This is a genomic window from Ferruginibacter albus (genome assembly GCF_020042285.1).
Classification (GTDB): domain Bacteria; phylum Bacteroidota; class Bacteroidia; order Chitinophagales; family Chitinophagaceae; genus Ferruginibacter; species Ferruginibacter albus.
The window spans coordinates 3379228-3393057 of sequence record NZ_CP083388.1 but is presented as its reverse complement, the minus strand read 5'-3'; the positions used below and the strand labels follow the sequence as shown (position 1 = coordinate 3393057).

Below are 13830 nucleotides of genomic sequence, written 5' to 3'. Positions count from 1 at the left end.
TGATGATACTCCGCAAAAATATTGTTCCGGCAATTTTACTGGTTGCGTTGGCGGTGTTTTCGTTTTTAATGTTGCGTATTATCTATGCCTATATTCCCGTAAAAAATGATGTAGCTTTTTTACAATTAAAACAAGAATACATACATGTAACCGAATGGCGGCTTGCTTTTTTTGTACATGTATTCAGCAGTATATTGGTGCTGTTCGCCGGGTTCACGCAATTCTCAAAACGGTTATTACGTCGTAAACCCCGGTTGCACCGAGTATTTGGATACATTTATGTGATCGATATTTTATTAGTGACGGGGCCGGCAAGTTTTTTAATGAGCTTTTATGCCAATGGTGGTTTATCATCACGCATTGCATTTGTATTGCTGTCTGTATTATGGATATTATTTACAGCATTGGCTTTATATTATGCTATAAAAAAGAAATTTAGATTGCATCGTATGTACATGATAAGAAGTTTTGCGCTCACACTGTCTGCTATTAGTCTGCGTTTATGGAAAGTTATCATTGCAAACTTCACCGAAATTCATCCTATGGATAGATATAGAATTATTGCATGGCTGGGCTGGACGCTGAACCTTTTAATTGCAGAATATATTATTTACAGAATGAGTAAGTATCGATATAAAATCGTTCAGGCAGATTAGCCCTTAATGCTTTCGTACATCCTGGTTAAAAATTGATGCAATTGTTTCATCGTTTTCATGTCGTTCACGATCAAAATTCCGTTCTTGCCAACCTGTTTTAACCTGGCCTTATTGGTAGCTGCTTGAAGGAATTTTAATATACCCATAAATGTTTCACTTTGGAAATAAGGTGAATCCGGGTTGCTGACAAAGAAGCATTTTAATATTTCATCTTTTAAAAGCATTTTCTCAAAACCTAACTCCACAGCAAGTTTGCGACAGCGAACAGTGGTGAACAGGTCTTCCACTTGCGAAGGTATTGGTCCAAAACGATCGATCAATTCAGCATGAAATTCTTCCAGGTCTTTTTCGTTTTCGCAATTATCCAATCTTGAATACAGGCTTAATCTTTCTGTAATGCTTTCAACATAGCTATCAGGAATCAATATTTCCAGGTCTGTATCGATAGAACAATCTTTTACAAAATCATCCTGCTGCTGAATTTCTTCTTTGAACAGCTCTTTAAAGTCTTTACGTTTTAATTCACGAATAGCTTCATCCAGGATCTTCTGATACATTTCAAAACCGATCTCAGCAATAAAGCCGCTTTGTTCACCGCCTAATAAATTTCCGGCGCCACGTATATCCAGGTCACGCATAGCAATTTGAAAGCCGCTACCGAGATCGCTGTACTGCTCTAATGTTTGCAAACGCTTACGACTATCAGGAGGTAAAGTGCTCATCGGCGGAGCCAATAAATAACAGAATGCTTTTTTGTTACTTCTGCCAACTCTTCCACGTAGCTGATGCAGATCGCTTAATCCAAATTGATGAGCGTTATTTACAATAATGGTATTAACGTTGGGAATATCCACGCCGCTTTCAACGATGTTGGTACACACCAGCACATCATATTTTTTATCCATGAAATCCAGGATAGTGTCTTCCAGTTTATCGCCATCCATTTGTCCGTGTGCATAAGCAATGCTAAGATCAGGGCACAAGCCTTGTATATGTCCTGTCATCTCCGCAAGGCCATTTACCCGGTTATGAATAAAGAAAACCTGCCCGCCTCTTTCTGTTTCATAATATATGGTGTCCCTTATCGTGTCTTCATTAAACACCTGCACTTCTGTTTGTATTGGCTGGCGATTAGGCGGCGGTGTATTAATGATGCTTAGATCCCGTGCACCCATCAAGCTAAATTGCAATGTTCTTGGGATAGGCGTTGCTGTTAGCGTAAGTGAATCTACCGTTGCTCGCAACTGTTTTAATTTCTCTTTTGCCGCTACACCAAATTTCTGTTCTTCATCAATGATCATTATTCCCAGGTCTTTGAACTTAACATCTTTGCCTAAAATGGAATGTGTTCCGATAATGATATCAATTTTTCCTTCTGCTAATTTTTGCAGCGTTTCTTTTTTTTCTTTTGACGATTTAAATCGATTGATAAAATCAACAGTCACCGGAAAATCTTTTAACCGGTCTCCAAACGTTTTATAATGCTGGTAAGCCAAAATAGTAGTAGGTACCAATACGGCAGCCTGCTTACCATCGCAGCAAGCTTTAAAGGCAGCACGTATGGCTACTTCTGTTTTACCAAAGCCTACATCGCCGCAAACCAACCTGTCCATCGGTGATGGCTTTTCCATATCACGTTTTACATCAACAGTGGCTTTGTTTTGATCGGGAGTATCTTCATAAATAAACGATGCCTCCAATTCTGTCTGCATGTAATTGTCAATGCTGAAAGCAAAGCCCGGCTGACTTTTACGTTGTGCGTATAACTTTATTAGGTCGGTTGCAATGTCTTTAACCTGTTTCTTGGTCTTCTCCTTCAACTTGTTCCAAACATCGCTTCCTAATTTGTTCGTTTTAGGAATGCTGCCTTCTTTGCCACTGTATTTTGCAATTTTATGCAGCGATGAAATATTTACATATAACAGATCACCATCTTTATAAACAATACGAACCGCTTCCTGCATTCTTCCATTGGCTTCAATTTTTTGCAAACCGCTGTATACTCCAACGCCATGATCGATATGTGTTACATAATCGCCGGGTTGCAGCTCCCGCAAGGTTTTTAACGTAAGCGCCTTATTCTTGCTAAAAGCTTGTTTTACCTTATACTTGTGATACCGTTGAAAAATTTGATGGTCAGTATAACAAACGATCTTTAGATCGTCATCAATAAAACCTTCGTGTATTGCAGTAGGAATGGGAGTAACCTGTATCTCTGCTTTCAGATCAATGAAGATAGTGTGCAGCCTTTCTAATTGTTTTGGATTTTCTGCAAAAAGAAAAATATTGTATTTCTGTTTTTCATACTCCTGCAAATTCTTTATCAACAGATCAAACTGGCGATTAAAGGAAGGCTGATCCTTGATTGCAAATTGTAAATTAGAAATTGCAAACTCAGTGTTTTTATTAAAGTAAGCTTTAGAGCCAAATTCAATTATATGATGCTGTTGAACTTGTTCTTCCAATATTGATGCAGTTATGAAATCATTTTTTGTAACATCGGTCTTCTCATTAATATCGCTGTCGTCACTCGTCTCACGTTTGATGTTCGTGGGCAGTTCAAGAAATAGCTCAAGATCTTCTTCCTGTTGTTCAATTTTCTCCTTGATGAATTCCCAATCTTCAGACCATACAATTGTATTTTCCGATAAAAAGTTTAATAAAGAAACTTTCTCTCCTGTTTCAAATTGCGTTTCTACATTAGGGATGATATTTACCTGCAATAATTTCCGTTCGCTCAATTGCGATTCCGCATCAAATATGCGAATGCTATCCACATCATTTCCAAACAACTCAATACGGTAAGGCTTTTCATTGCCGAAAGAATAAATATCCAATATTCCGCCACGCACAGCAAATTGTCCCGGTTCATATACAAAATCAGTTCTTTTAAAACCATATTGTACAAAACGTTCTAATATTGCGTTCACATTAAGTGTATCACCTTGCTTTATAGAAATAATATTCTCTGAAAGTGTTTTTGATAAAACCACTTTTTCGAACAACGCTTCGGGATAGGTAACAACGATCTTTTTATTTCCGCCGGCAGCAATCTTAGTAAGCGCTTCAGTACGTAACATCACGTGGCTGCTGTTTAATAAACGATAGTTCTTTTTATTTTTGAACGATGAAGGAAAATAAAAAATATCCAACGCGTTGGTAAGATTTTCCAGCGTATTATGAAAGTAGGCTGCTTCTTCGGCGTCTCTTAAAATAATAAGATGGTTTAGAGAAGAAGTAGCCGGATTATTAAATACAGCTGTAAAAATAAATTGCGAGGAGCCGCCAACAAGTCCTTTTAGGTGGATGTGGTTGAGTTGAGGCGATAGAATACCATCCGCTATTTGAAAACAGCGGGGATCGTTTGCGTAAGAAGCCATCAACAATTCCAGGTTCATCGAAGACGCAAAACTACATGAAAGAAAAGGTTATACCAATTTCTAGGTTAAGTCTCACAAAGTCAAGGAGAACACCAAATTTTTATAATTACAATTTCTCTTGTCTCTGCGAGGCTGGTAATATTTCATTAACAAAATACAGGCAGCAAAAAAGGTAATGGGCTTGTCTTATTAACACTTTTATTCATAGCTTTGGGAAGCTGTAAACCTTGTGAAATCCAATAAATATTTTTGAATGCGAAAAAGTTGCCTACCATTTCTGACAATCCTTTTTTCTTTAGTTTGTACACGGTCATTTGCGCAGGAGATAAAACCGGTGCACTTTTCAAATGGAAACTATAAAATAGAAAAGAACATATCATCAAAAATTTTCAAAAAAGAGAAAATAAAGACCGCCTTATATGATGATAAATACTTTGTGTTATTGCAATTCGCATCAATACCCACTGTAACTGAAATTGAACAGCTAAAAACTGCCGGTATTGAATTAAGTGATTATTTACCTGCTAACAGTTATTTTGCAAGCATCCGAAATGACTTTGATTTTTTGCAGGCACAAAAATTAAATATTATTGCTGTCGGTGTTATTCCTTCTGCTTATAAAATTGATGCTGATCTAACCAGTTATCAACCATCCTACAATAAAGAAGATTTTAAGTGCATTGCTGTTAATTTTATTTCATCTATTGATAGAAAAACGGCGGAGGCTGAACTGGAGAAATTGGGTGCTGTTTTAATAACGAACAAGTTCGAAGCGCCATCCTCTATATTTATTGAAATTGATACAAAGCTGATAAATGCCATTGCTGCATTGCCTTTCGTAAGTTCCGTAACCTTACAAACATTAAAAGACAAAACGCTTAATTATAATAGTGTTGCAGCACATGGTGTGAGTGCGTTAGAGGCTGTAGGAGGTAAAAATTTATTAGGCAGAGGTGTAACTGTAGGTATTGGTGACAATGCAGATATGTCTACTCATATTGACCTTACCAATAAGCTGATAATGCGCACTCCCTGGTACCCGGATGATCATGGAACACATGTGGCAGGAACATTGGCAGGTGCAGGTATCATCGATGTAAAATATCATGGCATGGCACCTAAAGCCACTCTTATCAATCAATATTTTACCGGTATAATAATAAATGCAGTTACTTATTTGGCAGACAATAATATGGTAGTCACCAATAACTCTTATTATTCGGTTGATGCAGGATGTACAGGTGAAGGAAAATATGATGTGCTGAGCAATTATATAGATTGGCAATTGAAAAATACACCACAGTTAATGCATATAATTGCAGCCGGAAACGATGGGGGTACTAACTGTTCTCCCTACTCAAATTCATTTGCTACTGTAAAATCAGGTTGGCAAAGCGCAAAAAATGTATTGACGGTCGGCGCTATGGATAATTCCAATTATACTATTGCGGGATTAAGTAGTTGCGGACCTGTAAAAGACGGACGCATTAAACCCGAAATAGTATCGGGAGGAGTAAACGTAACATCTACCATTACTAATAATAATTATCTTACTACAAGCGGTACCAGTATGGCAGCTCCTGCAGTAACAGGTTCTCTGGCTTTATTATATGAAGATTACCGGAGATCAAATGGCGGCACTAATCCTAAAGCTGCATTATTAAAAGCATTGCTTTGCAACAGTGCAGAAGATCTGGGAAACCCCGGGCCGGATTTTAGATTTGGTTTTGGCATGTTGAATACAAAAAGAGCTGTAGAGGACCTGGATAGTAATCGTTATTTTATTAATACCATAACCAACAATGCAAATGCAACGCATACTATTACAATTCCTAAAAATGCAAGGAAGCTAAAAGTAATGTTGTACTGGAGTGATAAAGAAGCTGCTATTAACGCAGCTACCGCTTTAATAAATGATCTGGATCTTACTGTTGCTGAACCTGGTGGCGTTACCATACATAAGCCTCTTATTTTAAATCCTTCTCCCGGTAGTGTAAATAATAATGCTGTAGAAGGCGCAGATCATACTAATAATATTGAGCAGGTAACGATCAATGATCCTGTGGCAGGAACTTATACGGTTAACGTAAATGGATATAATGTTCCTTATGGTCCGCAGGATTATATTGTTGCTTATGAAATACTGGATTCTTCCATAACATTGCAATATCCTTACGGCGGCGAAACATGGGTACCCGGCGAATCTGAATTGATCAGGTGGAATGTATATGGAAGTGAAAGCAAAACATTTACATTGGAGTATTCGACAGATAGCGGCAACGTATGGAATGTTATTAATAACGCCATTGCCAATGCCCGTTCTTATACATGGACTGTGCCTGCTACTGTTACTAACAAAGCTTTAATAAGAATTTCCACTAATGGAACTAGTTATAGTGATCAAAGTAAATTCGGTATCACCATATTGGGCCGACCCGTCGTTACCGCTTTCAATGCTTGCCAGGGTTATGTTTCATTAAAATGGAACAGTATTGCCGGCGCTACTTCATATAACATATTGCAGATGTCTGGCGATAGCATGATGGTAATTGCCAATACAATCGATACCAATTTTTTGGTTAAAAACCTGGATAAGAATAAGCAGTATTGGTTTGGTGTTGCAGCAAAAAAAGATTCGGCGGCAGGTAGGCGCTCTTTATCTGTAAATATTACTCCATCGGGCGGTGCCTGTACAGCAACTATATTTAATGGAGATATAAAAGTTGATTCGATATTAGAGCCTAATACGGCCAGGAAATTTTTTGCTAATGCCGGTAATGCAGTTAAGCCTGTAAAAGTTCGAATAAGAAATTTAGGCAGTACGGATGTAGCCGGACCTATTACTGTTTCATACAATAGTGAAGGTGGCATAGCAACAGAAACTATTACTGCAACAGTGCCTGCTAAAGGCACTTACGATTATACCTTTACTACGCCTTACGTATATGATACATCAGCATTTCATTATAACTTTAAAGCCTGGACTACTAATGTTGCCGACTCTAATCATCAGAATGATACAGCGTATAAAGCAGTGAAACTTTTGGACAATTCTGTAATAGCTTCTTTACCCATAATAGAAACGTTTGAAACATCTGCCGTTGGCGAATATAGAAATCCTACCTTAGGTTTTGTTGGTAACGATGCGTTTGATTTCACCGCTTCTTCAGTTTATGGAAGAGCAAGAACCTTTGTCAATACGGGTTTTTCACGTTCGGGCACTAAAGCACTTACGTTAGATCAGACCCCTTATCAAAAAAACTATACCACCAGTACGGCATTTGCCAGTTATAATCTAAGTGCTTTTTCGGGTACTCAACTCCGTTATGATTTTTACTATAGAAGCCAGGGTATGGCAGACTCTCCTAATAACAGGATATGGATTCGCGGCAGCGAAAATGACAATTGGGTGGAAGCGTATAATTTATATGCTAATCAACCCGCATTCGGACAATGGCAGCATGGCAACTTTAATATAAATGATCTGTTGAATAGCGCTACTCCTTCACAAGCGATCACCCCTACTTTTCAAATACGATTTGGAGAGCAGGGCTATACTTCTGCCAACACACCCGTTCCCCAATCTGACCTGGATGATGGATTTACATTTGACGATATGACACTGAAGCAAGTGTTCAATGATCTATCAGTCGCCAGCATTTTATCGCCTTCAAAAAATGGTTGCGGTTTATCAAGCGCCAATCCCATTTCAATACGTGTAAAAAATTATAATAATACTGCAGTTGCCAATGTGCCTGTTAATTACCAGGTAAATAATGGAACGGTTGTAACGGAAATAATTCCTTCAATTGCTGCCAACAGCGCTGTTGATTATACCTTTACTACCAAGGCGAATCTTTCTTCTTATGTAGATTATTCCATTAATGCCTGGGTTAAATTTCCGGGGGATACTTACTCCATCAATGATAGTGTAAAAAATTATTCCTTACATAACAGTCCTGTAATTACTACATATCCATACTTACAGGGTTTTGAAAATAACAACGGGCAGTTTTATGCACAAGGCACTAATTCTACCTGGCAATGGGGAGCGCCTGCAAAAACCATTATCAATAAGGCGCCTAATGGAAACTATATATGGACAACCAACTTAACAGGCAATTACAATAACAATGAGCAATCGTATTTATATACGCCTTGTTTCGATCTAAGCAGTTTAAACCAACCCGTACTTTCATTCAGTCATATTTTACAATTAGAACAAGATTTTGATTTTAGCTGGGTTGAATATTCAACTGATGGTACTAATTGGCAAAAGCTTGGTGATTTTAAACAGGGAACAAATTGGTATGATTCTGCCACAAGAAACTGGCGCAACTCCAACACCATATGGCATGTGGCAAGTATTGATATACCAACAAAGGGCACTAATGTGCGTTTTCGGTTTGTAATGAATGCAGATGATGGTGTAACTTATGAAGGGGCAGGGATAGATGACTTTCACATTTTTGATAAAGCAGCGGTATATACAGATACGCCCATCACTTCTTTATCGCAAAACGTAAGTGGAAATAACTGGATTCATTTTACAGCAAACAATAAACGGGTTGTGTCTATAAATGCCAATGGAAATAATTTAGGAATAACTAACGTTAGCGTGTACCCGTATAACGGCTCTACCCGGTATGCGAATGATCAATATTACCTTAATAGAAATATTGTTATCAGACCAACCGGTCAACCATCGGGAATGGTAGCAGTGCGTTTTTATTTTACTGATTCAGAAGTCAATCGTTTGCTAACCGATGTGGGCTGTGCTAATTGTACAAGACCACAGAATGCCTACCAATTAGGCGTTACGCAATATAATGGTAGCCTGGCAGATGAAAATGGTACGCTGGCAGATAATCTAACCGGATTGTTTTCGTTCATTACTCCGGATAGTACGGATATTATTCCCTATGATAATGGTTATTATGCTGAATATGATGTGTCGAAATTCGGTGAGTTTTGGTTAAACAAAGGTGGCATTAACAATGATAGCGCCCTGCCTTTAAAGCTGGTATCTTTTATAGCTAATAAACAAAATTCAAAAGTGGCATTGAATTGGCAAACGCAAAGCGAAAATTCCCTTGATCAATTCATTATTGAAAGAAGCAGCGACGGAAAAATATTTACAGATATTGGTATTGTGCCGGCTACTAATTCAAATTTAAATCAGCAATATAATTTCGTTGATGCATCGCCGTTAGTAATAAATTATTACCGGTTAAAAGTTGCCGATGCTGATGGCAGCGTTTCTTATTCAGCCATACAACAAGTGAATTTTGACAACAATGCATCTGCTATAGTTGTATATCCCAACCCCGTAACCAATCGTAAGTTATTTATTGCAAGTTCAAAAAATTGTACAGAAGCTTTGTTGTTGGATGTTTCCGGCAAGATCATCCGAAGGTTTCAACTACAGGGCAATAATAATTCCTTGAATATTTCCGGTATTGCAAAAGGTGTTTATCAATTAAAAATCTTTACTGAAACTTCAACGTCTTCACAAAAAATAATAGTACAATAAAAAACAGGGGCTTTCAACAGTTGAGCATTATTCAACAGTAGTTCCGGCTGTACGCTATACCTTCGCTGCGCTACGGTGACGCTTCCATCCGGCAGCCCATCGGCAATAGTTATCTGTCAACAAGGTCCAATTATATCCTTGCATGCAACCGGATAGATAGTATATTAACAGGTCCCTGCCTGTCTGCATTATAACCGGGGTTTATCAATAGCTGGTAAGCACCGGTAAGATAAATTTGGTTCTTCACCAATTCGGCAGAGTAATAAAATTCTACCAGGTGTTCCCATCCATAGGTCAAATTGCCGTCTCCCAGCATAAAGCCGTTGCCACCTGCTTTTAAATAATCTTGGTGAGGTTTTGAAATGCCTGAGGCTACATAACCGATCCCTGCGTTATCATTTTCTCTTTTCCACTTTTCACCTGTTGTAGACAATCCGGCGCTGATGCTGTGATCTATTTCGGTAAACATCCAGGTTTCATTGTTGCCGTCATTCCAGCTTGCTCTAAAGAAACATCCAAGATCTTTTGTGATCTCCTGTTCGGCATTAATGCCAAATCCATATTTGGTATTGCCATATTTTCTGCTGTCTTCAATAGAAGGATTGATTGGATCCAAAGCAATGCTTTGATTATAATTACCCATATTGGCAGAAGTGTAAAATCCCAACAACCTGATAGCGCCTTCTTTGGAATACAATTTATACCTGTGTGTATATTCAATAGTCTGCGAGCTTGCTTTTCCAATGCTCCAGTTCATTTCATTGCCGTTAGCAACTACCGGAACTAACGATATCGCATATCTTACTTCATTTTTTGGAGAAATATATTCCAATACAACGCTGGGAGTATAACCCCTTGTATTGGCCGGATAATCCCATCCACCATTACTCATTAAAGACCAGCTCATAAACTGAGTACGGGGATCGTGACTATATTTATTGTTATCAAAATAATCAGCCATGCCGATTTTTCCAATGGTTACTGCCAAGTACTTGTCAGGAATAGTGGTAGCTAACTGGTTAAGATCATCTTGTTGAAAAATTTGTTTATTACTTAACGAAAAGATCTGTTTGAAAAACAGCCGGGCAAGGTAAATTTTTGGAGCAGGGTCGCCAACACGAAAGGTTTCTCCATTGGTAGCATCAGCAACTCCCAATGCTTCACTTAAACCGGAACCGCCTGCAATCTCAGGATTAATAAAAATACTTGCTCCTTTCCACAACCTCATCCCGGCAAAAAAAGTAGAGGTAATAGAAGTTTTGCTTTCTTCTCCGGTAAGTAAACTGTTCTTACCGGTGTAAGCTGCACTAAAAGGAGGCTTATACTGGTTGATTATGGTTGTTTGTGCATGAATAGAAAATCTTTCTTCTTTTACAGAATCGCCGATTTGGGCATGTACCCGGCATAGTACGAGCATAAGCGATATAAGGCTAAACAATTGCTTCATTGCAGTATTCAATTAAATCTTCATTTATTAAAAGTGCGCAAATATCGCATATTCGCTATAATTGATAGTTAACTTAACGAAATCGTTTGCGGATATAATCTTACCTGCCAAAAATTTTCTTTGTATCATTGCGAAATTTTTAAAAACAACGATTATGCCTGTAGAACCTTGGCGCACCGGTAAGGTGATCAAAATTGAACAGCAAACTTATAATACACGTCGCTTTTTTATACAAGTTCCCGAACTAACATCTTTCGATTTTAAACCCGGACAGTTTGTTACGCTGGATCTACCCATTCACGAGAAACCTAATAAGCGCTGGCGCAGTTATTCCATTGCCAGTTGGCCTGATGGAACCAATGTGTTTGAATTATGCATTGTGCTATTAGATGGGGGTGCTGGTACTACCTATCTTTTTAATGAAGTAAAAGAAGGAAGCGAATTGACATTACGCGGACCCGTTGGTGTATTCAATCTTCATGAAGAAAATTTTCAGAAAGATATTTTCTTAATTGCCACCGGAACCGGTATTGCACCTTTCCGCAGCATGGCCAATCATATCAAACTAAAAGGATTAGAGCATAAAAACGTTCATTTAATATTCGGTTGCCGTACACAAAAAGACTTGTTGTATTACGATGAGTTCAGGCAATTGGAAAAAGAACTACCAACCTTTCATTACCATCCGGTATTATCAAGAGAGGAGTGGGATGGTGCAGGAAAAGGATATGTGCACACTGTTTACAAAGAATTATGTAAAGAAACACAGCCTGCCTGCTTCTTTTTATGCGGATGGAAGGCAATGATCGATGAAGCTAAACAAACGATCCAGGCTTTGGGCTACGATAGAAAAGCCATTCACCAGGAATTGTATGGATAATTAATTTCTTTCTACATCATCCATTAATTTTTTAATCATTGAATTGTCAACAGTAATACCTTCTAAGAAATCTCTTAGCGATGTTAATGTTGCATAGCAATCTTTTTTAGATAGATATCCTTCTATTGCTGATGGATGATTATACTTATTATAGATATAGGTAGCATAGAGTTCACATAATTCCTTCGCTTTTTTATTATTTCCTGCATCGGCAAGCGGACCCATTAACATGCATGCCGCAGGTATATTATTTGTTGCAATAAAATGAGCTTCGTCCAACGCTTTATTAAGCCAGTAATTCGCATGGTCTTTATCATCCTTAGTAAGATAAAAATTTGCAATGGTTGAATACAATGGAAAAAAAGTATTGTTGCCATCAAAAGAGATCGTCTTATGACCATTATATATTATCAATGGAGTTTTGTAAATGGTCTGTACAAAATTTTCAAGCTTATCTTCTGTTACTGTTTTTGCAGAATCATCTTGTAACGTTTCTGAAGAGGCAAAATGATAACAAATTCCATTCTGTTGAAGCCAATCGTTAAAATAGCCCGTATATGTGGCGGTGGTGAAGTAAATAGGTCGTATGCCGGCATTCTCGTTAATGATATCAAACACCATAAAGTCGCCATTTAATAAGTAAGAATTTAATTGAATAATGGGCTCTGTTGTAATATCCTGGGAGTCATCATCAGATTGAAATGAAGACTTGCTTTCATCAATTAATTTTGAAAAATCGTCAAATACAAATTGTTTGTATGGGTAAGAAGCAATGCTATCGTCGAACGTAGCATGATATGTCCTATTGCGTATTGTATTTAAGAGTGACGATAAGGGAATACTCTTGTATTTAGGTATAGATTTGTTTTCTGAAAAATAAAATACTTCAAAAAACTTTTTGCCATATTGATCTGCATCGGTTGTGAATGTTACCGCATTTGTTTTTTTTAGCATATCCAAATAGACTGGCATGCTTAATAAACTGGTATTAATTACTGAAACATCTTTTCTATAATTTTCTTTTTCTTGCACATACCACAAAGGATAAGTATCATTGTCTCCATATGTAAAAAGAATAGTATTGGGCGGGCATGAATTAAGATAGTTTTTAGCTTGTAAAATATAGGGGCTGTCTAATTCGGTATTAACAATAAATTCTTTTGCTTTTTTATCCTGTAAAGCCATCGTCATTTGACTGTAAGCTTTCATTTGCTCATTAAAGACTTTCAAATCAGCATTCCCGACTAATGTGACATAATCAGGGTTGAGAGCTCGTAACCTTTTTGCTGTTTCAATGGATTTCTGCAAATAATAAACAGCCTTATCTATTCTTGCAGAAGAAGGAAGTTCAAGCGTACTTAGTTTTCTTTGCAACGTATCATTTGTTAATGGATCTCCGCCGTATTGATACCAGGTATATCTTCCTGAATAGCGGCCGTAAGCTCTTAGTAGGCCGTCCAAAATAGTATCTGAAAGATTTTTTTTGTCTTCAAAATCTTTTATTACATCAACATCCCATCCATTGTATCCATAATATGGGCAACGTTCATAACTATACCAATCATAAATGTTTGTGCCGGAGCCTAAATAGCCCGTTACATTTTTTTCAATATCCTCATCAGCATCTTTTAGCAAAGCAACTGTGTCAATAAAGGTTTTATCTTTCTTTAACCAATACGGTCGTTCACTTGAAACTTCATGGGTTACTTGGTTTATTCTCTGTAAAAACCAGCCGTCTTTTTTCTTTGCAAAATTTACTACATTTTCATAGTTGCCATCTTCAGGATGACGGGAAAAATAATATCGCAAGATAGTGGGATAAGATGGCAGACTTTCCTGGGCAGAGCATACGGAAAGAGAAAAGTAAATGATAAGAAAAGAGAGGGTCTTTTTCATATCATTAAAAATAAAGATTATTGGGATATAAAAACCGG

The 13830-nt window shown here is 37.6% G+C and carries 6 protein-coding genes; 3 read left to right on the top strand and 3 right to left on the bottom strand.

What is annotated here, in order from left to right; all coding sequences use genetic code 11:
• Nucleotides 1–2 precede the first annotated feature (2 nt).
• A complete protein-coding gene (locus K9M53_RS14495; protein ID WP_224016245.1) occupies nt 3–656 on the top strand; it encodes a DUF2306 domain-containing protein in 654 nt (217 codons plus the stop codon).
• Here K9M53_RS14495 and mfd read toward each other — a convergent pair.
• Nucleotides 653–4036 carry a transcription-repair coupling factor gene (gene mfd, locus K9M53_RS14490; protein ID WP_224016244.1) on the bottom strand — a complete coding sequence of 1128 codons (3384 nt, stop codon included), beginning with the start codon at nt 4034–4036 and terminating at the stop codon, nt 653–655. The two genes, K9M53_RS14495 and mfd, sit on opposite strands and share 4 nt — an antisense overlap.
• Before the next feature lie 253 nt (nt 4037–4289).
• Here mfd and K9M53_RS14485 point away from each other — a divergent pair, with 253 nt between their 5' ends.
• The gene (locus K9M53_RS14485) at nt 4290–9569 is read left to right on the top strand and encodes a S8 family serine peptidase (RefSeq protein ID WP_224016241.1); all 5280 of its coding nucleotides are present in this window, start codon (nt 4290–4292) and stop codon (nt 9567–9569) included.
• A gap of 130 nt (nt 9570–9699) precedes the next feature.
• Here the strand turns inward: K9M53_RS14485 and K9M53_RS14480 are convergent, their stop codons facing one another.
• Entirely contained in the window at nt 9700–10986 is a 1287-nt protein-coding gene (locus K9M53_RS14480) for a carbohydrate porin (protein WP_224016221.1), read from the bottom strand.
• 184 nt (nt 10987–11170) lie between these two features.
• Between K9M53_RS14480 and K9M53_RS14475 the strand changes: the two genes are divergently transcribed.
• Nucleotides 11171–11896, top strand: a complete 726-nt coding sequence (locus K9M53_RS14475; RefSeq protein WP_224016219.1) for a ferredoxin--NADP reductase — start codon at nt 11171–11173, stop codon at nt 11894–11896.
• Here the strand turns inward: K9M53_RS14475 and K9M53_RS14470 are convergent, their stop codons facing one another.
• Complete coding sequence (locus K9M53_RS14470) at nt 11897–13792, bottom strand: hypothetical protein (RefSeq protein ID WP_224016217.1); 1896 nt, start codon at nt 13790–13792, stop codon at nt 11897–11899. It lies immediately after the preceding gene.
• Nucleotides 13793–13830: the final 38 nt, after the last annotated feature.